Raw genomic sequence first — 24,080 nt, forward strand, 5'->3', positions numbered from 1 at the left:
TCCGCGGGGCGGTGAGGTCAGTGGCGACCTGTCTTCGCCGCGAGCGCCCGGGGGCCGAGCTCGTGCAGCACGCCGTCGTGCAGGTCCAGCACCCGGTCCGCGCGCGTCAGCATGGCCGCGTCATGCGTGGCCACGATCGCGGCCGTTCCGCGTTGGTGGACGAGGCCCGCGATGAGATCCATGATCTGCGCACCGGTCTCGCTGTCCAGCTGCGCGGTCGGCTCATCCGCGATCAGCACCGCCGGATCCATCACCAGTGCACGGGCGATCCCGACGCGCTGCTGCTGGCCGCCGGAGAGCTCCGTCGGGCGCTGCCGCGCGTGATCGGCCAGCCCCACCGCCTCCAGTGCCCGCGCCACGCGCTGCTCCCGCTCTGCCACCGGCGTGCGGCGGATCCGCAACGGAACCTCGACGTTCTCCGCAGCCGAGAGCACCGGCAGCAGGCCCGCGGTCTGGAAGATCGAGGCGACCCGCTCCCCCAGCACATGACTCGCGTCGCCCGTGCTGAGATCGTGCTCGTCCAGCAGCACACGTCCACGGGTCGGGCGATCGAGGCCCCCGAGCATGGTCAGCAGCGTGGTCTTGCCCGATCCGGAGCGCCCCGTGATCACGACGAGCTCTCCCGCCGAGACCGTCAGATCGACGTCGCGGACGGCGGTGACGTCACCGCCGGGTGCGGCGAACACCCTGGTCAGTCCCTCTGCACGCAGCACCTCGGTCATGATCGCTCCTCCCCGGACGCCGGCGCATCGCTCTGCCCCGGCGCGTCGTCGGTCCTCGGCTCGCCGCCCGGTGGGACGGGAGCCGCGCCCGACCCGACCCGCACATGGTCGGGTTCGAGGGTCAGACGCACACGATCGCGCAGGTCCAGGGCGCTCACGAACTCACCGGGCAGCTGCATGCGGCCGGCGCGGTCGAGCACCGCGAACTCCTGCGCGATCCGCACCTCGCGCCCTTCGTCATCGGTGTGCGTGCTGCGCAGGGTCTCGGTCGAGGTCCGTCCGTCGCGGATCCGGACGGTCCGGTCGACATGTTCGGACACCGCGGCGTCGTGCGTCACGATGAGCGTCGTGACGCCGTGCTCGGTGTTGACGGCCTGCATCGCGGCGAGCACGTCGGCACTGGTGCGCTCGTCCAGCTCGCCAGTGGGTTCGTCAGCGAGCAGCACGCGCGGCTCGTTCGCGAGCGCGACGGCGATCGCCACCCGCTGCTTCTGGCCTCCGCTCAGCTGCGCGGGCCGCTGATCGGCCACATCCGCGACGTCGAGGAGCTCCAGCAGCGCCTGCGCGCGACCGGCGCGCTCCCCTTTCGGCACGACGTGGGCGACGCCGTGCGGGAGCGCGATGTTCTCCCGCGCCGTCAGGTAGGGCAGCAGGTTGCGCCCGGACTGCTGCCAGACGAAGCCGACGCTGCGGCGGCGGTAGCGCAGTCGTTCCGCGCCGCGCATCGTCACCAGGTCGTGCCCGGCGACCCGCGCACTGCCGGCCGTCGGCGCATCGAGTCCGGCGAGGATGCCGAGCAGCGTGGACTTGCCGGATCCGGACGCGCCGACGATGGCGACCATCTCCCCGGCCTGCACACGCAGATCCAGCCCCTGCAGCGCCTGCACTTCGATGCCCTTGGCTGTGAAGATGCGCACCAGTCCCTCGCACGCGATGTCGACGTCGCTCATCGCCCGGCCCCTCCTCGTGCGTTCATGATTTTCCGTTCCTCATCGCCATGCCCCTTGTGTCCTCGCCGCATGCGATCACCCCTCGTCATCAGCGACCCTGATCGCGTCGGCGCTGCGCAGCCGCATCGCGGCGCCCGTCGCCAGCAGCACGGCCACGGCGGTGACCGCCACGAATCCGAGCACCGCCGCGATGAGCCAGACCACGGGGAGGCTGAGTGCAGGAGCGGCCTGCCCTCCCGTGAAGCCGCGCAGGTCCAGCGCGCCGACCACGAGCCACGACATCGCGAGCCCCGAGACCACGCCCACCGGAACAGCCACGACGAGCGCCGGCCCGACCTCCCAGGCCACGAGCGGCAACTCCCTCCGCCGGGGATAGCCGACCGCGCGCAGCAGTGCGAGCAGGCGAGCACGCGCCGCCGACCCGAGCATGAGCGTCTGCATGATGGCGAACGCGAGCAGAACCGCGACGACCGCCGTCGCGACGAGCAGCGCGGTCCGCAGGGCGGACGACGCCGGATCCGAAGCGGCCTGCGCGATGATCTGGTCGACGGTCGTCGCGGTGGCCGAGTCGCCGAGTCGCGCCGTGAGCGCCGTCGCGACCGTACGCGGATCGTGGCCGGGGGCGACCGAGGCGAACAGCCTCGTGACCAGCGGCGAGGCGATGCCGATCCTGTCGATGTTCCCGCGGTCGACGATCACCCATTTCTCCGCGCTCCCGAACGGCGTCGGCTGCGCGGTGCGGGCGACGACCCGCACGGCGTGTCCGTTCACCGTGAGCGTGTCGCCGAACTGGGCGAGCAGTTGCTCGGAGGCGACGACCGGGACGGATCCGCCCGATGCCGCCGTCAGCGATGCGGGCAGCGGCAGCGCACCGTCGAAGCCGCGCTGCACGCGCGCGAAGGCGTCCCGGTCGATCGCATAGATGCGCACCCGATCGGAAGCGCCCGGCGAGGCACCCTGACCGATCTCGTCGGCGTCCAGTGTCGCGACCGCCTCGACGCCGGGGATCTTCCGTGCGGCCTCGATCTGCGCATCCTCGAAGTACGGCATCGACACGGCCACGTCGGCGCCCGTGGCGTCCCGCGCCGTACGGCCGATCCCGTCCGACACGGTCGCCGCGAACGACACCGAGAACACCGCCACCGCGATGCCGATCACGGCGGCGAGCGCCGGCGCGGTGCGCAGAGCGGCATCGCGCAGCGCTCGTGCCGGGCCCAGCAGCGCGATCAGGCCGGTACGGCGCCCGGCACCGCGGTGCAGCGCGTCGAGAAGGAGCGGGAGCAGCCGCAGCACCGCCACCGTGCCCACACCGCCGATGAGCACCGGCATCGCGAGCAGCACGGGATCCACCCGGACCACCTCACCACGACCCAGGAGGAGGACGGCGAACGCGACGGCGAGCGCCACGATGACGGCCTCTGCGAGGAGGCGCCGCCATGGCCGCGATCGCTTCGCGCTCCCGTCCCGGCGTTCGGCACGGCGCAGGTCGGTGGTGACGGTGACCGGGACCGCACAGGTCGGGACGAGCACGAGCACGGCGGCCACCAGGAAGCTCAGCGCATCCGGACCACGCGGCGACAGCACCGCCCCGACCGCCAACCCGATCCCCGCGCCGAGCAGACCGAGCACGAGTGCCTCTCCGCCGAGGACCACGGACAGCTGCGCCATCGAAGCGCCCCTGGCCCGGGCGAGCGCGGCGGCCCGCCAGCGGCGCAGCGCGAGCTGCCGTCCGGCCAGGGCCAACATCACTCCGGCCACGGCGAGCGGCCCCACAGCGGCGACCGCGACCACCGCGACGAGCGCGTTCCCGCGGGCGACCCCGTGATCCAGCGCGTCCGCGATCGGCGAGGAGAACTGCAGACCGCGATCGAAGAATCCCCCGGATTCACCCACGTGCACGGGGTTCGCCACGAACAGCCGCAACTGGGTGCTCACGGTCGCCGCGTCCGGAGCGGAGATCCCGTGCGGATCCAGGGGGATCCAGGACGCCGTCGATGTCTGCGTGAGCAGGTCCCCGAGCCGCAGGGCCTCGTCGGGCGCCATGAAACCGACCGTCTGCAGGATGCGGTCCCCGTCAGGGCTGTACTGGATGGTCGGCTTCATGGAGCCGACCAGCATCTTCCAGGCGAGCGGATCCGCGCCGTTGGAAGCGACCAGGCCGGTCAGGCGCACCGTGAGGTCCTGGCGATGACGCACCTCGCCGACCTTCCAGTCCAGATCCGCCGCAGCCTGCTCGGTGAGCACGATGTCGATGCCGGTGGCGGGGTCGGTGGGCTGCGGGTACGCCCCCGCGACGAGGCGGCTGCGATGCTCGAGCCCCGGATCCATGACCAGCTGCACCAGGTTGCGCGGGACCTTGCGCTCGGCCTGCAGCGCCGTCGCTCCGAAGCTCCCGAGCACGCGAGGGGCGCCCAGTGCACTGCGCAGCGGCTCGGGCTGCCGCTCGCGCTCCGCCTGCAGGGCCGCGAGGGGCTTGGACCACGCGTGCTCCTCGACCGGAGCACCGTTGGACAGACCCGCGATCCCGGGCTGCGACGCCGTGAGCGGCCGGCCGATCTCGGGGATCTCCTCGATCTGGTGCTGCACCGTCGCTGTGCGCGCCTGGTCGATGAGCGCGGGCACCAGCACGCCCACGAACGTCAGGGCGGCGATCGCGAGGACGAGGAAGGACGACAGCAGTGGCGCGGTGAGCACCGTGCGCAGGACCACGGCGGCGGTGGCGGGATGGCGCGTCATGATCCGCTCCCCCACATCATCGGCAGCACCGCGGTCACCACGGCGAGCCCCGCGCCCACGCCGCCGAGCGCGCCGAAGACCGCGATGCCCGCCACCTCGCCGAACCTCGCAGACCGCTGCCGCACCGCGCTGAGCCCGAGGGCGCGCAGGGTGATGCGCTCCTCCGTTCGGCGGGAGCGATCCGCGGCGACGGCCGAGAGGAAGCCGAGCAGACCCAGGAGAGCGGCAGCCGCAGAGCCGGTGGCCAGCAGGATCGCGGACGTCCCGGTGATCGGCGCGACGCTCACCGCGGCGGGGGTGAGGATCCGCACCGGCGTGCTCGACCGGGCCCGGATCGTCGCGGCGACGGAGGAAGGGTCGGAGGTCGCGAGCCACAGCTCGTTCGCGGGCACCCCCTCGGCCATCGTCGTGGCGGTGGTGCGATCGGCGAGGATCCCGGGGCCTGATCCGATGCCCGCGATCGTCGGCAGGATCGCGGCGACCTCGGCCTGCAGGCGCGTGCCCTCCGGACGCAGCGTGATCGCGAAGCGCGTCCCCTGCACGGCGCCCAGCCGCTGCGCGAGTGCGGCGGTGATCGCCACGGGCAGGTCGGCGCCGGTCCGGGCGGTGAGCACCCCGCGCTCCGCTGCGGGGATCGCGGCAGCAGACGGGTCGACGGCGACGAACGCCACGGTGTCCGCACCGACGTCTGCATCCCGGCTCAGCACCTCGGCTGCGCGGGTGACCGTCGGCAGCGCCTCCGCCTCCGCCGCGGTGAGCGGCACCGCCTGCTGCGCGCCGCCCGAAGCGCGCACGTCCTGCCCGAGGGCGGCGCGGACGGCGGAGCGGTCCACGGTCTCGGCGAGCGGTCCGGCGCCGATCGCCATCGTCGCGGAACCCGCGGCGAGGGCCAGGCACAGGATGGCGACCGCGGCGATCCCGGCACGGCGCGCGATCTGTCGAAGCGGCAGCACGGGCATGATGCCGCGACCGCGACGGGCCGCGCGTTCGGCGATCGCCGCGACGAGCACGGCGAGCACAGGGACGAACAGGCCGAGCGCGAGCAGTGATGCGGCGCCGGCCGCGGACGCGACCGGATCCGCGGCGCCGTCCTCCGAGACCACCCCGCCCTGCGCGAACAGCTGCCAGAGCGCGAACCCCGCCAGCGCTGCGACGATCAGCGCCGGCAGCAGCAGCGCCAGCACGATCCCCCGACCGGCATCGGAACGCGCCGCTGTCGTCGGCGCCGAGGCGCGCACCGCGGTGAAGGCGGCGACTCCCGCGGCGATCAGCACGGTGAGCGCACCCGCCACGATCGTCGGGACGCCGGGCGCACCGGCAGGGAGCAGAACGCACAGGGCGAGCGCGGCGCCGACGCCGGTCGTCGCCGCGGCCTCGCCGGCTGCCGCCGCGGAGATGCCCGACGCGGCAGCGCCGCGCGCGCGGACCAGACGCAGTTCCTCTCGACGTGCTCCCGCCAACGCGGTGAGGATCACGGCGATCGCGATCGCCCCCAGCGCCACGACGATCGCCGTGGGCGCCGCCATCATGCCGCGGGCGACTGCGACCGCGCGGATCTCCCGATCCAGCAGGTCGCCGAGCGCACCCCCGACCGCAGTGTTCGAGCGATTGTCGGCATCGACCTCGGCCGGGAGCTGCGCCAGGCGTGCCAGCCCCGCGCGGTACCCGTCCAGCCGGTCGACGGCCAGCGCCGTCGGCTGGATGATCCAGGTGACCGTCGGCGTGGTCCACAGCCGCGCCATGTCGTCCGCGGTGATCAGCACGGGCCCCGCCGCACCGTCGGAGTCGCCGGACGCCACCGCGGGATCCCCCGCCCAGGCGGGGTCCGCAGGGTCCTTCGCCGTCCAGGTTCCGACCACGGTGACCTCGACGACTCCCCCCGCCGCGTCCGCCCCGAGCGGGATCACGTCGCCGATGCGCCATCCGCGCTTCTCCGCCGCGGCGGCCAGCACGGCCGCGTCGCCGGAGCGTCGCGGCCAGGCTCCGTCGGCCAGCTCACCCCGACCGGGGACGTCCTTCCCGTTGATCGCCTGCACGGCGTCGGGGTTGCCCACCGAGATCTCGCTCACCGCGATCCGACTGACGTCGACGGGTGCGCCGGCGAACGCCTTCGCGATCGCCGCTCGCACGGCGCGGTCCTGCGCGTCCGGATCCTCCGCGCGCAACGCGGTGACGTTCGCAGCGCGCGATGTCGGTTCTGCGCGTTCCGCGACCCGGTGCACCCCGTCTCCCACGAGCCGGACCGACAGTGCTTCGGTTCCACCGACCCCGAGAACGACGAGGCCGGCGGCGAGCAGGACGAGCAGGAGTCGCGCGGTCTGCTGCCGCGCCCGCCTCACCGCTAACGTCATCGTCCTCGTCCGTGTCACCGACCGCTCCGCGCGCTCGTCAGGGGATCGTTACCGATCCGAACGAAACGCACTTCCCCATCCTGGAGGCAGTGCCGCGGCCGCGCAATGGTTTTCTCCGCGCCACCGGCGCCGCACTCGAGCCCGCGGTCAGGCGCCGCGCACCTCGGGCACCGCCGCGGCCGGCACGCCGTTCGCGGCCGCGGGCAGACGCCGCTCGAGCGCGATCGTCAGAGCGCAGATCAGCAGGGATCCCACCACCATGGCCACGATGAACCACATCTGACGCCCCTCGCCGAGCAGCACGCCGGCCGCGATCGGGCCGGCGATCGCCCCACCCTGGAACGCCGCCGCATTGATCGCGTTGTACCGCCCGCGGCTGCGGTCGGAGGCCAGGTCGTTGCAGATCGCGGGCACCGTGGGCTGCAGCATGGTCTCCCCGAAGGCGAACACGCCCATGAACAGCAGCACGCCGATCGCGGATGCCAGCGTCTTAGGCAGCAGCCCAGTGAGTCCCAGCAGCACCCAGGAGAACCCCCAGACGAGGGTCATCACCTGCATCACGCGGGTGCGCCGGTGGCCGGCGATGAGCTTCAGGACGGCGAACTGCAGGAGCACGATGACGGCGGTGTTCACGGCGAACGCGAACCCGATGACCTGCGTCGAGACCCCCGACACCTGACGGGCGAAGGCCGGGAAGCCGCCCTCCATCTGCCCGTACCCGATGAACACGGCGAGGAACGTCAGCAGCGTGAGCCAGAGCACCGCCGGGCGGCGCAGGATCTGCCGGTACCCCTCGGCGCGCTGCTCATGCTCCTCGCCGGGGTCGGCGTGCGTGCGCACATGCCGCAGCGGTCCGAGCAGCAGCGCCATCGGGATCAGCGAGCTGGCCGCGTCGATCAGGAAGATCGCCATGAACGTCTCCGGCCGATGCACGTCGACGAAGAAGCCGCCGATGATCCCGCCCACGCCGATGCCGAGGTTGACGAGGGCGAAGTTCACGCCGAAGTACTGCTGACGCAGCTCGCCGGCGACGATCGTGGCGATCAGCGCGTTGAAGCCGGGCCAGGAGACGCCGAAGTTCACGCCCATCAGCACGAGCGCGATCGCCGCGGTGATCGGCGACGTCGCGAAGGCGAGGAGGGTGCAGCCCGCGATCATCGACGCGAGACCGGCCAGCAGCACCCGACGGGCGCCGTAGCGGTCGATCAGCGTGCCGGCGGGCCCGGTGACGACCAGCCCGGTCACGGCGATGACGCTCATGAGCGCACCGGAGACGCCCAGATCGAACCCGCGCACCTCATGCAGATAGATGATCGTGAACGGCAGGGTCAGCCCGCGGCCCAGCGTCTGGATCGCGACGGTCGACAACAGCCAGCGCCCCGCGGTGGGCAGCGCTGTCCAGAAGGCTCTCATTCCGGTCACCCGTCAAGTCTGCCGGGTGCCTCGGACATCGACGGCACGCGACCTCCGCGCGCCCCTCGCCGCGCCGCACCCGCTCGGGAAACGGGGCGTCAGGACGGAGCGCGCGGTGCGCGCCGCGTCACACCACGCGTGCGGCGATCCTGGTGAGTGCCTGCGCGAGATCGCCGATGAGATCCTCCGGATCCTCGAGCCCGATCGAGAGTCGCACGATATCGGCGCCCGGGCGCGCCTCGGCCGCGACGGGACGATGCGTGAGCGCGGCCGGGTGCTGCACGAGCGAGTCCACGCCACCGAGCGACACGGCATGCGTGAACAGTCGCACGGATCCGGTGAGCGCCTCTGCGGCGGCGTAGCCGTCACGCAGCCGTACGGCGATCATGGCGCCCCCGCCGCGCATCTGCCGCGGGATGAGACCGCGCTCGTCGTCGATGCCGGGGTAGAACACCTCGGCCACGGCGGGGTGCTCGGCGAGCCATGCCACGACGCGCTCGGCGGAGCGCTGCTGCCGTTCCATCCGCACCGGCAGCGTCGCGAGCCCGCGGTGCAGCAGGTAGGCGCCGAGCGGGTGCAGCAGCGCCCCGGTGATCGCACGCACGCGGCGCAGCGCCTGCGCCGTCTCCTCCGAGCACGCGATGACGCCGGCGATCACGTCGCCGTGACCGCCGATGTACTTCGTCGCGCTGTGCAGTGACATGGCGGCACCGAGATCCAGGGGGTTCTGCAGCAGCGGGGTCGCGAACGTGTTGTCGACAACCACGGGCACGTCGCCCGCCTGCGCCACCACGACGGCGATGTCCACCAGGTCGAGTGTGGGGTTGCCCGGGGTCTCGACGACCACGAGGCCGGTGTCCGGACGCAGATGCGCACGCACCTCGTCCTCGGCGCAGAAGGTGGTCTCGGCGCCGAGGAGCCCGGAGTCGAGCAAGTGGTCGGTGCCGCCGTAGAGCGGCCGCACCGCGACGATGTGATGCTTGCCTGCCGCCGTGGTGTGCGACAGGATCGCCGCCGTCATCGCGGCCATGCCGCTGGAGAACGCGACGGCGGCCTCGGCGTGCTCGAGCTCGGCGAGGCCCTCCTCGAAGCGTGCGACGGTCGGGTTCCACAGGCGGGCGTAGACGTTGCCGCCGTCCGGCAGCGGGTGGCCGCCGGTCGCCATCGATTCATAGGAGTCGCCGCCGTGCACGATGTCCGGCAGCGGGTTGGTCGAGGAGAGGTCGATCGGCGCGGCGTGCACGCCGAGGGCGGCGAGGTCGGCTCGGCCGGCGTGCACCGCCACCGTCTCGGGACGCAGGGGCATGTCACGCAGGGAATCGTCGTCGATCATGCCCCCAGGATCCCCCCGTGCGCAGAGATCCACCACATGCGTTGCTGCAGGGAGCCGACACGAGTGGGAAGCTTGTTCTCAGCACAACCATCGGACGGCAGGAGGAGCGGATCTTGAGCGCGGAGCAGCACGGCCTCGACGGACTCGATCTGCGAATACTCGGCGCCCTGTCCGAGCGCCCTGACGCGCCGATCAAGCAGCTCGCGGCCGCCCTGGGGATCCCCGCCTCCACGTGCGCGTTCCGGCTGCGCTCGCTGCGATCGCGTGGGGTGATCCTCGGGCTGCGGCTGCAGCTCGACCCGGCCGCACTCGGCCGTCCGGTACAGGCGGTGATCCGGGTGCGACTGGGCAACCACAGCAAGGCCGGCGTGGAGGCGCTGTTCGACGCACTGGAGGCGACCGCGGGCGTGCTGCAGGTGTTCCACATCGCGGGCGCCGACGACTTCCTCGTGCACGTCGCCGTCGCCGATGCCGGTGCTCTCCGCGACATCGTGCTGGAGCGCATCACCGTGCACGACGTCGTCCGCGCCACGGAGACGCAGCTCGTGTTCGAACGCCGCGACGGCTCGGGCCTCGTCGCGCCGCGCTGACGCCCTCAGCGGGTCACTGGTCGTGGCGGTTGTACTTGCCGTGGCGGTCGTGCGCGGAGTGCCGCGGGGGTTCCGTGCCGCCGCCGTGCTCGGCATCGGCGTAGGCGCCCTCGTCCTCGGGATCGGGGCCGCCGCGCTCGGTGCGGGTGTACTGCCCGTGCACGGTGCGCTCCTGTCCGGGCTCCCCGTCGACCTCGGTGTACGTGCCCTCGAGTCCGTCGCGCGGATCCGGGATCTGGGGTCGGTCGTCCTGGCTCATGCTGATCCTCCCATCGGGAGATGGCGCATCTCTCCTCTTCAGGGTACGACCGTCGGCACCGAAGGGGACAGGTTCTCGGCGCAGGGCATGGCGACTGTACAACGCCGCAGAGGTTGGGCACTCTGAAGGAGGTGGCGCCTCGCCGCCGCATGGATCCGGTACGAACCGCGCCTCCTCGCAGAGAGAGCAATGTATGACCGCCTCTGACAACGCCCCCGCCGGCACCGTCACTCCCCCGCCCGTACCGCGCGAGACGCCGCGCTGGATCCGGTCAGTGCGGATGTATCTGCTCGGCAACCCGTTCAGTGCGATGCTCGCCCTGGTGGTGCTGGCGGCGGGCTTCGTCACCGGCACGTTCCTGGGCCGCTTCCCCCAGGAGTTCGCCGCCTCGGTGAGCACGACCATCGAGGATGGTGGCTGGTGGACCCCGCTCACCGCGCTGCTCTTCGGCGACTCGGTGATCGGCGGCGTGCTCGCCATCCTGCTGATCCTGACCGCCGGCGCGTACGCGGAGCGCAAGCTCGGCAGCGTCCGCGCCGCATGGACCTTCCTGCTGACCGGAGTGGTCGCGATGGTGATCGGCCTGACCGCGCAATGGCTGATGGTGTCCTGGGGTTCGCAGTGGGGGCTGCTGGCCAGCTACGACGCCGTCGCCGATCCCACCATCGGCACGGTCGGCATGCTGATGGCCGCGAGCGCGCTCGCCCCCGCGCTGTGGCAGCGCCGCATCCGCGTCGTCGGCTTCACCCTGCTGGTGATGTTCGCGCTGTACGCCGCCGACAGCGACAGCGTGTTCCGGCTGCTCTCGGGCGTGCTCGGGCTGTTCCTCGGTCTCGTGCTGGCGCGCGGCGCCACACGACCGACCTGGCATCGCAGCTCCCATCGAGAGGTGCGCACCCTGGTCGCGGCGATCGTGGCGGCCACCGGGCTCGGGCCGTTCATCGTACTCATCTCCGGCGCCTGGTACTCGCCGCTCGGGCTCGTCGTCTCCGGCTTCTCCCCGCTCGAGGTGGACAAGATGCCCGCCTCGTGCGCCACCGACTTCACCCAGGACTGCGTGCGCCAGGCCGACGCGATCCTCAACTCCGGCCCCGGACCGTTCCTGGTGAGCCTCGTCCCGCTGCTGCTCACGCTCGTCGCCGCTTGGGGGCTGCGCACCGGACGCCGGGCGGCGTGGATCATGGCATTGGTCGTCAACGTGGTGATCGCCGTGCTCACCGCCACCTCGGTCGGCATCAATGATCTGCTCGACGACAAGATCCGCGGAACACTGCTGATCGAGGACGGGATCGCGATGATCCTGGCCGTACTCGTGCCGATCGGGGTGATCGCCCTGCTGCTGGTCGCCCGGCGGCACTTCCGGGTGACCGCGCCCCGGATCGCCGTCCGGCGCTTCACCGCCACCGTCATCGGCGCGTTCGTGGTGTGCGCCGGCATCTACCTCGTGATCGGCCTGATCGACGGCGACAACTATCTGGACGGACAGCCGCCCCTCGGCGAACTGTTGGCCGACCTGGTGCGCCCCTTCGTCTCCAGCGGCCTTCTCCCCGCCATCGCGGATGCGGGGATCCCGGTCGACGGGGCCGCGCTGTTCGTCTACCAGTGGATCGGCGTGCCGTTCTGGATCGTCTTCATCGTCGCGAGCGTGCGGCTGTTCCGCGCCACCGAGGTCGACCGCCACGTGGTCGAGGAGGCGCGATTCCGGGCCCTGTTGCGCGCAGGAGGCGGCGGCACCCTCGGCTTCATGGGCACCTGGCCGGGCAACAGCTACTGGTTCACCGCGGACGGTCAGGGCGCCGTCGCCTACCGCGTCATCCGCAAGATCGCGCTGACCGTGTCGGATCCGGTCTGCGCCGAGGGAACCGAGCGCGAGACCGTCGAGGCCTTCATCGCCTACTGCGAATCGCAGGGCTGGTCCGCCTGCTTCTACAGCTTCCACGAGCGCTTCCTGCCGATCTTCCAGTCCTTCGGCTGGCAGTACATGTCCGTCGGTGAGGAGACCGTGATCGACCTGCCGGACTTCGAGCTGGCGGGCAAGGCATGGCAGAAGGTGCGTCAGCCGCTGAACCGCGGCGAACGCGAGGGCATCACCACCCTGTGGTCGACATGGAACGATCTGCCGACCCGTTACTCGCGGGAGATCACGGCGGTCAGCGAGGAGTGGGTCGCCCACAAGAAGCTCCCCGAGATGGGATTCACGCTCGGCGGCATGGAGGAGCTCAAGGACTCCGACGTCGGGATCTTCCTCGCTCTCAACAAGGACGGCGGAATCGAGGCGACCACGAGCTGGCTGCCCAGCTGGACCGACGGGAGGATCACCGGCTGGACCATCGACTTCATGCGCCGCAGCGACGGATCCATGCCGGGCATCATGGAGTTCATCATCGCGTCCGCGGCGCTTCACATGAAGGAGCAGGGCGCGCAGAGGCTCAGTCTCTCGGGTGCGCCGCTGGCCACCAAGCCGGGCGAGCAGGCCCCGGATCCGACCGTCATGACCCGACTGCTCGGCTGGCTCGGCGAGATGCTCGAGCCCGCCTACGGCTTCACCTCTCTGTTCCGGTTCAAGAGCAAGTTCAACCCGCGCTACGACACGATCTACATGGCGTACGCGGATCCGGCGCAGCTCGCCACGATCGGCATGGCCATCGGCAGTGCGTATCTCCCGGAAGCCACTCCGAAGGAGTACCTGGCGCTCGTGCAGACCATCACCAACCGCGGCGGCGAGCACTGACGACCGCTCCGATCGCGCCACGCCGAGACGGCGTTTCGCGACCAATGTATGGAACTCTCAGGAACAGTCCGTATTATTACGGAGTTGTAACACCCCTCCGTTCCCCCCGAAAGCGGAGACGTCACACCCTCTCCGCTGCCCGAGGAGCACATCATCAGTTCGCGAGCCCCCGAAACCGCGCACACGTCTGCCCGCACGACAGAATCCCCCTCCGCAACCGCCGGCACCGCCGCGCCCCGTTCGCGCCGGGAGCTGAGGGAGCAGGCCGCCGCACAGGCGCCCGCCACCGCGCAGACGCCGGCCCCTGCCGACACCGCGAGCGCTCCGTCCGAGCCGGCCCAGCGACGGCTGTTCGACCCCGCCGCACCTCAGGCGCACATCCCCGCACCGCCGCAGGCCCCCGAGCCGACGACCCGCTCCGCAGCCCCCGAGCAGCTGCCTGCGCACATCGTCCCCGCCGGCAAGCGCCCCCGCCGCGGTGCCAAGAACATCGGGCGCAGCACCGGAGCCGCCCTCGCGATCTCGGCGCTCGTCGTCGGCACGGCGCTCCCCGCCCTCGGCATGGTCCGCGCGAGCGACGCCAAGCCCGCCACCAGCGCGGCCGCCGACATCCGGGCACAGTCCTTCACGGCCGCAGGCGGCGTGCTCCCCGATGTGCAGGTCCACGGCACGTTCACGGCGACCACCCCCTCGGAACTCAGCGCGATGCAGGCCGCGACCGCGGCCGCCGAGCGCACCGGAGTCGCCTCGATCGCCAAGCCGGGTCAGGTCATCTACCCGATGGCCGCAGGCTCCTACACCCTGACCGACGGCTTCGGCGCGGCCCGCACCGGGCGCAGCCACATGGGACAGGACTTCGCGGCCGGCATCGGCACCCCGATCTACGCCGTCGCAGACGGCTGCGTCACGCTCTCCTCGGAGAGCTACCAGGGCTACGGCGTCACCGTCGAGATCGCGCACCCGTCCCTGAGTGGCAGCAACGCCGTCTCCACCCTCTACGGTCACATGACCTACGGCAGCCGCGCGGTCCAGGCTGGCGAGTGCGTCACCGCGGGTCAGTTCATCGGCCGCGTCGGCGACACCGGCTGGACCGTCGGATCCTGCCTGCACTTCGAGGTGCACATCAACGACAGCGCCATCGACCCGCTCGCCTGGCTGCAGTCGAACGTCTTCTGATCCGAACGCGGATCAGAAGAAGAGGCCCTCGCATCCGCGGGGGCCTCTTCTCGTTCCGGCCTCCCGACCCGCCGCTCAGTGATGAGCGTGCGGATCGACGAGCGGCAGCTCGGCACCGACCCCGTGATCGTGCCGGCCGCCGTTGGTCGCAGCATCGGTCTGCGCCAAGCCCGGCGTGGCGAGCGCAGCGACGAGGACGGCCCCCAGGACCACCCCCGCCGCCCGCGATCGGGACTTCCGGGCCGGCTCCTCCCCAGTGCCGGCCCGCGCCTCCCCCGCTTCCTGCGTCCGCGCCGCCATCGCTCCCGACGCGACGGCCAGTGCGGACGAGGTCCCTATCGCGATCACCGGTGCGCCACCCAGGAGGGCAACAGCCCCCAGCAGCACGACGATGATCGCGCCGATCGCCGCCCCCCTTCCCCCGAGGATCCGACCGGCGCGCAGCACCGCGACTCCCCAGCCGAGCTCGGCGAGTCCGGCGAGCAGCATCGGTGCGAGCAGCAGGCTGCCGGGCCACGGCGCACCCGCACGGGTGATCGCGGCGCCGACCGCGAGGTGGATGAGGCCCGCGCCCCAGGCGAGGAGCGCGGGCCAGCTGCGCAGCACGATGACCTCAGGCCATCGCCTCGCGGGATGCGCTGCGCTCGACCCCCAGCCCGACCGCGAGCAGCAGCAGCGCGCTCGCGAGGTGCAGGAAGTGGTCGAACGTGTTCAGCGCGAGGATGTTCGCCGCGGTTCCCACGAGGAAGAACCCGACGATGCCCAGCAGCAGATACGCGGCCCCGATCACGGTGTTGGCGCCCTTCGCGGCCCTCGTGGAGACGAGGCCCGAGATCAGGAGCACCGCGCCGATGAGCAGGTGCGCCACGTTGTGCAGCGGGTTGACCATGAAGATGCCGAGCAGCATTCCTCCCTGGGTCGCCAGGAAGGACACTCCCCCGGTGACGGCGAAGCCGAGTGCCCCCACGACGATGTAGACGGCGCCGAAGACGACGGCGATCAGACGGTTCGGTGACGAACGCATTTCTCCTCCTCGCGTGCGGCACGGTGCCGCTCACCCTCTGTTCGGAGCCCGCGCCCGATCGGATGGGGATGGATCCTGCTGCCTCCCGGGCGCGTGCCGCGAGGTTGGCGTCCGCTCGTCTCATCGAGCGACTCGGGCGCGCTCACGATGCTCGGGAGCGCATGCCAGAGCGCAGAGGCCGCTCATGCGAGCGCTCCCCGAGTGTTAACGCGCGCGTTGTTGTCCAGCCCCCGTCGGCATGGTTGCATCGGTCCTCATGACAGATGAAACACATCTCCACCGCCACGCCGACGCCCCGCAGCCCCGCTGGTGCTCGTGCGCCGTCCCGGACGACGTGGAGCAGGAGCGTCGCTCAGGGCTGAGCCGACGCGGATTCCTCACCGGCGTCTCCGCCGCCAGCGCCCTCGCCGCCGCCGGCTGGGTCGCCACCAGCTCTGAGCCGGCGTCCGCAGCGGCAGGCGGTGTCGGCAAGTCCGTGACCATCACCATCATGGGCTCGTCCGACATCCACTCGCACGCGGTGAACTGGGACTACTACAAGGACGCGGCCTACTCCGACAAGGCCGGCAACGTCGTCGGTCTGTCGCGCGTCTCGAGCGTCGTGAACCAGATCCGCGCCGACCGCGGACAGGACCGCACCCTGCTGTTCGACGCCGGCGACACGATCCAGGGCACCCCGCTCGGCTTCTACTACGCGACGGTGGATCCGATCACGAAGAGCGGCGCGATCCATCCCATGGCCGCGCAGATGAACGCGATCGGATACGACGCCGTGGCGCTCGGCAACCACGAGTTCAACTACGGGCTCGACTTCCTCGACACGTGGATCTCGCAGATGAAGGCGCCGGTCCTCGGCGCGAATGCGGTGCGTGCGGGAACGACCGTGCCCGCCTACACGCCGTACACGATCAAGACGCTGCACCCCAAGGGCGCCAAGCCGATCCGGGTCGGCGTGCTCGGCCTCACCAACCCGGGCATCGTCATCTGGGACAAGGCGAACGTGAGCGGCAAGCTCGAGGTCCTGGACATCCTCGAGACCGCGAAGCGCTGGGTGCCCGTGATCCGCGCCCAGGGCGTGGACGTGCTGGTCGTGAGCGTGCACTCCGGCGACAGCGGCACCTCGTCGTACGGTGACGCGCTGCCGAACGAGAACGCCGCGGGTCTGCTCGCCGAACAGGTCCCCGGCATCGACGCGATCCTGTTCGGGCACGCGCACAAGGACATCCCGCAGCGCTTCGTGACCAACGCGACGACCGGACAGCAGGTCGTGTTGAGCGAACCGATGTGCTGGGGCCAGCGCCTGAGCGTGTTCGACATCGAGCTGCAGCAGGTCAAGGGTCAGTGGACGGTCGTGTCGAAGAAGTCCACGAACGTCAACACGAACACGGTCGAGGACGACCCTGCGCTCGTCTCCCTCATCCAGGCACAGCACGACGCCGTGGTCGCGTACGTCAACAAGCCGGTGGCGAACTCCACGGAGGAGCTGTCGGCCGCCGAGTCCTGCTGGAAGGACACCGCGATCCTCGACTACGTGAACAAGGTGCAGGTCGACACCGTGTCGCAGGCGATCGCCGGCACGGCGGAGGCATCGCTGCCGATCGTGTCGATCGCGGCGCCCTTCAACCGGCAGGCCACCTTCCCGGCCGGGGAGGTCACGATCCGAGACGTCGCGGGGCTGTACATCTACGACAACACGCTCATGGCCTCGGTGCTCACCGGTGCGCAGATCAAGGACTACCTGGAGTACTCGGCGAAGTACTTCCAGCAGGTGGCCCCCGGCGCTCCGGTGGATCCGGCGAGCTGGACGAACGCGCTGAACACCCCGGACTACAACTACGACCAGTTCTCCGGAGTGACCTACGACGTCGACATCGCGCAGCCGCAGGGATCCCGGATCCAGAACCTGTCCTGGAACGGCGCGCCCGTCGACCCGGCGCAGAAGTTCGTGGTCGCGGTGAACAACTACCGCCAGTCCGGCGGCGGCGGCTTCCCGCACATCGCGACCGCGCCGGTCGTCTACAACGCGCAGGTCGCGATCCGTGAGGCCATCGTGGCCTACGCCTCGGCCGCCGGCACGATCGACCCGGCGGATTTCCACGTCGTAAACTGGCAGCTCACGCGCGCCGGAACCCCGGTCTTCTGATCGCCGACGACGCCCTCCGTCCCGACGTCGGGACGGAGGGCGTCGTCGTCCCGCCCCTACTTCACCGAGGGCGGAGCCGGGATCGCGTAGCCGGACGGGGCGATGTTCGCGTCCAGGGACTTCTTCCATGCGCCGGAGGAGATGAACTCCTTGAGCGCGGCGCGCACCGTGTCGAGCCTGTTGTCGCCCTGCTTGAGACCGACGCCGTAGTTCTCGTCGGTGAAGCCCTTGCCGATCACGCGCAGCACGCCCTTGTACTCGGGCTGGGTCGCGAAGCCGGCGAGGATGAGGTCGTCGGTCGACACCGCATCGACCGTGCCCGCCGCCAGATCGCGAACGCATTCGGACCAGGACGGCACCTTCACGACGGTGATCTTCCCCTGATAGTGCGACGTGAGGTAGTCGATCGAGGTCGTGCCGGCGGCCGCGCACACCTTCTTCCCGTCCAGGGTCTCCGGACCGGTGATCGTGTCGTCGTTGCGGCGGATGAGCAGATCCTGATGGGCCACGAAGTACGGCCCCGCGAAGGCGATCTCCTTCTCCCGTTCGGCCGTGATCGAGAAGGTCGAGACGACGAGGTCGACCTTGCCCGAGGTGAGCGCGCTCACCCGCTCGTCCTGGTCGATGCGCTGCCACGTGATGTTCTTCGTCGGCACGCCGAGCTTGCCCGCGACGTAGTTGGCCGTGTCGATGTCGAAGCCCGCGTACCCGGAATCGGTCTTGAGGCTCACCCCCGGCAGATCGTCGGCGATGCCGATCGTGAGCGTGCCGGAACCGGTCGCGCTGTTGTCGCCGGTGTTCTGCGGGGTCGCGGACGAGCAGCCCGCGACGAGCACCGATGCGGCGACGAGGCCGAGCGCGACGGCGCTGAGACGGCGCATGTCACCGTCCCCCTTCGCTCTTGCCGGTCCCGCCCTCATGCGGGTTCTTGTCCGGCTCCTCGAGGTTGTCCCATTCGTGCGCTTCGATCTCGACGGGTCCGATGTCGATGCCGTGGTGGTCCGCTTCGTCCTCATCGCGCTCGTGCACGTCGAACTGGACGGTGCCGATGGCGGCGATCGATTCGGTGCGCGGGCCGGGTTCCCGAGGCGGATAGCGCAGGCCCGTGTCGGTCCACTTGCTGAGCATCCGGCCGTCGGTGTGCGCGACGACCCGCCCCTTCACGATCAGCCAGCCGAGCTCGAAGATCACGAGCAGCACCGGGATCCCGACGACCACCACGACGAATCCGGTCTTGTGCCAGAAGTACGGCGACGCCTGCCAGCCCGAGATCGCCATGCCGACGATCACGAACACGAGGAAGGCAAGCCCCAGGTAGCTCGTCCACGGCGTGCCGGGCGCGCGGAACGTGCTCGGCGGCAGCACTCCCCGGTCGCTCAGTCTTCGCAGACGCAGCTGGCAGATGAAGATCGTGCCCCAGGTGAACACCACCGCGATCGAGGCCGCCTCCAGCGCGATCTCGAAAGCGTCGGGGCTCACCGCGTTCAGGATGGATCCGAACACGTAGACGACCGCGGTCATCACGATGCCGGCCCACGGGACGCCGGACTGACTCATCTTCAGCGTGAAGCCCGGGGCCTGCTTCGCCATGCCGAGACTGCGCAGCACCCGCCCGGTCGTGTACAGCCCGGAGTTCAGCGACGACATCGCCGCGACGATGAGGATCGCCTGGATCACGTTGGCCATCCACGGGATGCCCATCCGCCCGAACACGGTCACGAACGGGCTGATGCCCGGAGTGAACTCGCTCGTCGGCAGGATGCAGACCAGCAGCAGCAGCGCGCCGCAGTAGAAGACGCCGATGCGGACGATGACCGCGTTCACGGCCTTCGGCACCTCGCGCTTCGGATCCTCCATCTCGCCCGCCGCGATGCCGACCATCTCGATGGCCGCGTACGCGAAGACGACGCCCGACATCACGATGATCGGCCCGTACCAGGCGAACCCGTCGCCGCTGGGCCAGAACCCGCCGGGGTTGGACCAGAGATTCTGGATCCCCGCGCGATGACCGCCGACGTCGAAACTGAACGCGACGACGATGATGCCGACGACGAGGAAGACGATGATCGCGGTGACCTTGAGCACCGAGGCCCAGAACTCGAACTCGCCGAAGGCCTTCGCGGAGAGCAGGTTCACGACCAGCACGACGGCGAGTGCGATGAGCACCGTCGCCCACGTGGGCATCTGGGGCCACCAGTACTGGATGTAGAGGCCGACGGCGCTGAGCTCGGCGATGCCGGTGAGCGCCCAGTTCGTCCAGTACATCCAGCCCGTGTAGTACGCGGCCTTCTCTCCGAAGAACTCGCGCATCCACGACACGAAGGCGCCGGACGTGGTGCGGTACAGCACGAGCTCTCCGAGCGCGCGCATGAGGAAGTAGGCGATGACGCCGACGAACGCGTAGCTGAGCACGAGCGCGGGGCCGTTGCTGTGCAGCCGGGAGGCGGATCCCAGGAACAGGCCCGTTCCGATCGCACCGCCGATCGCGATCATCTGCACCTGGCGGCGGTTCAGGCTCTTCTTGTACCCGGCCTGCTCCGCGTCGTGCTCTGCGCCGTGGTCTTCGGCGTGCGTGAGATTGCCGGCATCGGTCTGCGACATGCGATTCCCCCCTGTCGTTCACCCGTGTCACCGGTGGGGCGGGTCGCAGGACGGCTCGGAGCATCGGCGCTGACGTGGTACCGAGGATGGCACGTTTTCTGGACCGAGGGCAATGGATCCGCGGCGCGTTCCCGTTCCTGTGCTCAGCCCTGTCGCTCGGCGATGTCCTTCACGGTGCGCACGAGGCTGTCCCACATCGTCGTCGAGTGCAGGGCCGCCGCCTCATCGGGGTTGTTGTCCTGACTCAGCGTGAACTCGACCGGGCGGTCCCCGCTGATCGTCCAGGTCAGCGTGTGGTAGTTCTCCGGGACGTCCGGCTTCCCGGTGAGCGGGCTGAAGTGCGTGCAGACGAGCCGCCGGCCCGGGTCGGCCTCCAGGATCACACCCCTGTCCTCATAGGCGCGCCCCTCCCACTCCCCCTGCCAGCGGATCGGCGCCCCGACGGTCCAGTCCGTGACGACCGTGGTGCCGAACATGAACTCCCGGACCGCATCGGGGTCTGTCAGCACCTCCCACACGCGGTCGGGGGATGCATCGATCGTGATGCTCGCTGTGGCCACATGATCCTCGGACATGCTCGACTCCCGTTCGTTCGGCTCCCGCCCCATGATCCGCCGAAATCCGAGACGCGTACAGAGCCGCGCTCCTCGCACCGGCGTCCCCGACGCACGGCATGATGAACTCGAGGATCCGGATCCGGACCCGTGCGGACGAAAGGGCTCAGCGCATGACAGGCGACGACATGCAGGACTGGGTGCAGGCGCGCGCCGACGAGCTCCCCGGCGTCACGGTGGATCAGCCGTTCGGACCCGAGGTCGATGTGTTCCGCGTGCGCGGGCTGATGTTCATGGCGCTCTCGCCGTCGACCCGCACGGGGGTGACGCTCAAGTCGGCTCCGGCGGATGCCGAAGCCCTGCGCGCCACGTACCCGGCGATCATCCCCGGCTACCACATGAACAAGCGGCACTGGATCACGCTGCGTGCCGACGGCAGCCTCGAGCGAGGGCTGGTCGAGGAGCTCGTCACCGAGGCCTATCGCCTCGTCGTCGCGAAGCTGCCGCGGGCGCAGCGCCCGGTGGATCCCGAGGTCTTCGGACGGCTCTGATCCGGAGCCCGTCCTCGGCGACGGGCACCCCGCCGAGGACGATCCCGTTGTATCAGGAGCGGCCGTCCGGACTCCTTGTCATCGCTGGATCCCAGCACGATGAGAGTCAGGGTGATCAGGATGAACGAGCTGTTCCGCTTCATGGTGATGCGTCCGGCGGATCTGCCCGCCGCGGCCGACGTGCACACGCTCAACGCCCACGCGATCGACATCGGCGACGGCGCGTCCGCCCTTCGGCGTTCGGCGAAGGCGCTCCTCCAGTCCGATGTCGCGGTGCGCACCGTCACCGAGGATCCGCTGGGCGTCGCGGCCCGTGACGTCGCGACCGCGGTCGGGGTGGCGCGCATGGCGAACGCCGATGCGGAGGCGGTGATCCTCGCAGCGACAGGGCGCGCATCGACGGCAGTGGCATCGGGAGGGGACTTCGCCGCCTACCGCCAGCGCGTCGAGGACACGCTGATCGCTGCGAAGGCGCTCTCCGACTCCTCGGGCACCGACGCGCGCGGCCTGGCGACGGTCGCGCAGGGTCTCGACGTCATCGCGCGGACGGCGCACGGCGACCCCGAGATCGCCGTGCGCCCGCTCGTCATGCCGGCGAGCCTGCCGAAGACGGACAGACCCGCATCCGAGACGCCCCCGCAGGGGCCGACCCCGGCGCCGGCCGGGCCGGACGAGGGCAGGATCCGCGCCGAGATCGATCGCCTGGACCGTGCGATCGCCGCGCTGGGCGGGCTCTCCGCCTCGGGCTTCGCCGCGCAGACCCGTTCGGCGGCACCCCGGCCGCAGACCCGCACGACACGAGCCGCCGGCGACGGCGGCACGGCGCGCACGAGCGCCGTGCGGACGGACGCGGAGAGCTCCGGGTCCGTCACCCCGCGGATCCCCTGGGTCCTCGACACGACCACCGTCCAGAAGCTGCCGACCGCCGTACGCAGCACCCTGCGGGGGCTGTCGCTCGACGTCGCCACCGCGCCTCTGCCCGTCATGCTGCGGACATTGGACGAGGCACGGGGATCGCTCCTGACATCGCTCACCGTGCCGATCTCCGCGGTCTCCGCCGTCTCCCTCGTGGGCAGTGCGCTGGTGCAGACCTCAGGCGCCGCCGATCTCGTCGGCGATCCCGCGACCGGTATGCCGACCGGGCACGGATCCATCCGTCCCGTCGGCGTCGGCGACCTGCTGCTCGTCAAGGAGCACGTCCTGCGCTACGAGGGCGGCGAACTCGCGCACGTCGAGAACGTGCTGAAGTCCGAGCACCTCGACCGCGAGACGCGGCGCCTCGAGCGCACCGAGACCACCATCCTCACCGAGCAGGAGACCACCAAGGAGGAGGAGCGCGACACGCAGTCGACGGACCGGTTCTCGCTCAGCCGCGAGACCAGTTCCACGATCAAGGACGACACCCAGTTCAAGGCGGGTCTGTCCGTGGACGCGAAGTACGGGCCGTTCGTGGAGGTCAAGGCCAACGCCGACTTCGCCACGAACCACTCGTCGGAGGAGTCGACCAAGCAGGCGTCGGAGTTCAGCAAGGACGTCGTCGCCCGCTCGGTCAGCAAGGTCGTCGACCGTGTGCTCGAGCGGCGCACGACCACGACGCTGAACGAGTTCGAGGAGAAGTACTCGCACGGCTTCGACAACACCACGGGAACGGGCAACATCTCCGGTGTGTACCAGTGGGTGGACAAGGTGCTGCAGGCGCAGGTCTACAACTACGGCAAGCGCATGCTCTTCGACGTCACGCTGCCGGAACCGGGCACCGCCTTCATCGTCGCGCAGACCAAGGGCAAGCTCGAGGGGCAGACCTTCACCGCGCCGGTGCCGTTCGCCCTCACCCCGACGCAGGTCACAGAGGGCAACTACGCGTTCTGGGCGCACCAGTACGACGTCACCGGGATCGAGGCGCCGCCGCCCCCGGTCAAGACGTTCAGCAAGGCGTACGACGGCACCGTGCCGCAGGATCCGTACGAGTTCAGCAAGTCGGCCGACATCGTGATCGACGACGGCTACCAGGCGAAGTACGCCCTGTGGACGGCGGCGTGGTACTCCTACTCGGGCAACGCCTGGTATCTGATCATCGGCAACAACGCGCTCGACGTCTTCACCGACTCGACGTACGTGGACATGTCCGGCGAGGTGGGATCCGTCTCGATCGCCACCTATGGCTGGAAGGTCCGCGACTTCGCGACGACCGTCGAGATCTTCTGCGAGCGCACCGCGCGTGCGATGACGGCCTGGCAGCTGAAGACGCACGCCGCGCTCACCCAGGGCTACCTCGCGAAGCAGCAGGCCTACCAGTCGCAGCTCGACGAGGCGGCAGCCGCTGCCGGCGTCGTCATCTCCGGCCGCAACCCGATGTGGAACTCGCGGATCGTGACGACGGAGCTGCGCAAGCAGTGCCTCACGCTGCTGACCGCACAGCAGTTCGACGCGTTCGGCGCTCTGCAGACCTCCGCCGAGGGGTATCCGCAGCCGGATCTGCCGCGCAGCGAGCAGCAGATGCCGTATGTGCGCTTCTTCGAGCAGGCCTTCGAGTGGGAGCACGTCGTCTACTTCTTCTACCCGTACTTCTGGGGCTGGAAGCCCGCCTGGTCGCACCGGATGCTGCTCGACGACGTCGACACCGAGTTCGCCGACTTCCTGAGGGCGGGCGCCGGCCGCGTGGTCTTCCCGGTGCGACCGGGGTTCGAGGCCGCGGTCGTGCACTACCTGGAGACCGGGGAGATCTGGAACGGCGGACCCGCACCGGACATCTCCAGCTCGCTGTACGTGCCGATCGTCAAGGAGATCCAGGAGGCGACCGGAGCGCCCGGCGACGAGGTGCCGGTCGGCGACCCGTGGCTGGTGCGGCTGCCCACGACGCTCGCCAAGCTGCGCGCCGACGACGCGCTCCCGACCTGGACGAAGGTCGGAGAGGACTGGCAGCCGTCGAACTAGCGGCGACCGCCC

The 24,080-nt window shown here is 70.6% G+C and carries 18 protein-coding genes; 6 read left to right on the plus strand and 12 right to left on the minus strand.

The window, feature by feature from the left end:
* Positions 1–17 precede the first annotated feature (17 nt).
* The 6 genes from ACFWCK_RS09625 to ACFWCK_RS09650 form a co-directional block, all read right to left on the minus strand.
* Complete coding sequence (locus ACFWCK_RS09625; protein ID WP_378805600.1) at positions 18–722, minus strand: ABC transporter ATP-binding protein; 705 nt, start codon at positions 720–722, stop codon at positions 18–20.
* Positions 719–1,672: an ABC transporter ATP-binding protein gene (locus ACFWCK_RS09630; protein WP_378805601.1), complete on the minus strand. Its 954-nt coding sequence runs from the start codon at positions 1,670–1,672 to the stop codon at positions 719–721. The genes ACFWCK_RS09625 and ACFWCK_RS09630 overlap by 4 nt, the downstream gene beginning before the upstream one ends.
* 75 nt (positions 1,673–1,747) lie before the next feature.
* Positions 1,748–4,408, minus strand: coding sequence for an FtsX-like permease family protein (locus ACFWCK_RS09635; RefSeq protein ID WP_378805602.1), 2,661 nt, complete (start codon positions 4,406–4,408; stop codon positions 1,748–1,750).
* The gene (locus tag ACFWCK_RS09640; protein WP_378805603.1) at positions 4,405–6,759 is read right to left on the minus strand and encodes a hypothetical protein; all 2,355 of its coding nucleotides are present in this window, start codon (positions 6,757–6,759) and stop codon (positions 4,405–4,407) included. The genes ACFWCK_RS09635 and ACFWCK_RS09640 overlap by 4 nt, the downstream gene beginning before the upstream one ends.
* Positions 6,760–6,906: 147 nt before the next feature.
* A complete protein-coding gene (locus tag ACFWCK_RS09645) occupies positions 6,907–8,172 on the minus strand; it encodes an MFS transporter (protein WP_378805972.1) in 1,266 nt (421 codons plus the stop codon).
* Between the two features lie 127 nt (positions 8,173–8,299).
* A complete protein-coding gene (locus ACFWCK_RS09650; RefSeq protein WP_378805604.1) occupies positions 8,300–9,505 on the minus strand; it encodes a trans-sulfuration enzyme family protein in 1,206 nt (401 codons plus the stop codon).
* Positions 9,506–9,618: 113 nt separating this feature from the next.
* Here ACFWCK_RS09650 and ACFWCK_RS09655 point away from each other — a divergent pair, with 113 nt between their 5' ends.
* Positions 9,619–10,095, plus strand: a complete 477-nt coding sequence (locus ACFWCK_RS09655; protein WP_378805605.1) for an Lrp/AsnC family transcriptional regulator — start codon at positions 9,619–9,621, stop codon at positions 10,093–10,095.
* A gap of 13 nt (positions 10,096–10,108) precedes the next feature.
* On the opposite strand, the gene ACFWCK_RS09660 is transcribed toward ACFWCK_RS09655, so the two are convergent.
* Positions 10,109–10,354, minus strand: coding sequence for a hypothetical protein (locus ACFWCK_RS09660; RefSeq protein WP_378805606.1), 246 nt, complete (start codon positions 10,352–10,354; stop codon positions 10,109–10,111).
* 193 nt (positions 10,355–10,547) lie between these two features.
* Between ACFWCK_RS09660 and ACFWCK_RS09665 the strand changes: the two genes are divergently transcribed.
* Positions 10,548–13,085 carry a bifunctional lysylphosphatidylglycerol flippase/synthetase MprF gene (locus ACFWCK_RS09665; protein WP_378805607.1) on the plus strand — a complete coding sequence of 846 codons (2,538 nt, stop codon included), beginning with the start codon at positions 10,548–10,550 and terminating at the stop codon, positions 13,083–13,085.
* Between the two features lie 561 nt (positions 13,086–13,646).
* A complete protein-coding gene (locus tag ACFWCK_RS09670) occupies positions 13,647–14,261 on the plus strand; it encodes a M23 family metallopeptidase (RefSeq protein WP_378805608.1) in 615 nt (204 codons plus the stop codon).
* A 75-nt stretch (positions 14,262–14,336) separates the two neighbouring features.
* Here the strand turns inward: ACFWCK_RS09670 and ACFWCK_RS09675 are convergent, their stop codons facing one another.
* Complete coding sequence (locus ACFWCK_RS09675) at positions 14,337–14,867, minus strand: hypothetical protein (protein ID WP_378805609.1); 531 nt, start codon at positions 14,865–14,867, stop codon at positions 14,337–14,339.
* A gap of 7 nt (positions 14,868–14,874) precedes the next feature.
* Positions 14,875–15,285 carry a DUF4383 domain-containing protein gene (locus tag ACFWCK_RS09680; protein ID WP_233309838.1) on the minus strand — a complete coding sequence of 137 codons (411 nt, stop codon included), beginning with the start codon at positions 15,283–15,285 and terminating at the stop codon, positions 14,875–14,877.
* Between the two features lie 256 nt (positions 15,286–15,541).
* On the opposite strand from ACFWCK_RS09680, the gene ACFWCK_RS09685 reads away from it, so the two are divergent.
* Complete coding sequence (locus ACFWCK_RS09685; protein ID WP_378805610.1) at positions 15,542–17,428, plus strand: bifunctional metallophosphatase/5'-nucleotidase; 1,887 nt, start codon at positions 15,542–15,544, stop codon at positions 17,426–17,428.
* A 56-nt stretch (positions 17,429–17,484) separates the two neighbouring features.
* On the opposite strand, the gene ACFWCK_RS09690 is transcribed toward ACFWCK_RS09685, so the two are convergent.
* The 3 genes from ACFWCK_RS09690 to ACFWCK_RS09700 all read right to left on the minus strand — a co-directional run bounded on the left by ACFWCK_RS09690 (position 17,485) and on the right by ACFWCK_RS09700 (position 20,604).
* The gene (locus ACFWCK_RS09690; protein WP_378805611.1) at positions 17,485–18,309 is read right to left on the minus strand and encodes a transporter substrate-binding domain-containing protein; all 825 of its coding nucleotides are present in this window, start codon (positions 18,307–18,309) and stop codon (positions 17,485–17,487) included.
* 1 nt (position 18,310) lies between these two features.
* The gene (locus ACFWCK_RS09695; protein ID WP_378805612.1) at positions 18,311–20,029 is read right to left on the minus strand and encodes an amino acid permease; all 1,719 of its coding nucleotides are present in this window, start codon (positions 20,027–20,029) and stop codon (positions 18,311–18,313) included.
* A gap of 143 nt (positions 20,030–20,172) precedes the next feature.
* Complete coding sequence (locus ACFWCK_RS09700) at positions 20,173–20,604, minus strand: SRPBCC domain-containing protein (protein WP_233309831.1); 432 nt, start codon at positions 20,602–20,604, stop codon at positions 20,173–20,175.
* A gap of 152 nt (positions 20,605–20,756) precedes the next feature.
* Here ACFWCK_RS09700 and ACFWCK_RS09705 point away from each other — a divergent pair, with 152 nt between their 5' ends.
* Positions 20,757–21,134 carry an MmcQ/YjbR family DNA-binding protein gene (locus ACFWCK_RS09705; protein WP_233309829.1) on the plus strand — a complete coding sequence of 126 codons (378 nt, stop codon included), beginning with the start codon at positions 20,757–20,759 and terminating at the stop codon, positions 21,132–21,134.
* 120 nt (positions 21,135–21,254) lie between these two features.
* Complete coding sequence (locus ACFWCK_RS09710) at positions 21,255–24,068, plus strand: hypothetical protein (protein WP_378805613.1); 2,814 nt, start codon at positions 21,255–21,257, stop codon at positions 24,066–24,068.
* Positions 24,069–24,080: the final 12 nt, after the last annotated feature.

Origin of the sequence: Microbacterium sp. NPDC060117 (assembly GCF_042729315.1) — a bacterium.
Taxonomy (GTDB): domain Bacteria; phylum Actinomycetota; class Actinomycetes; order Actinomycetales; family Microbacteriaceae; genus Microbacterium.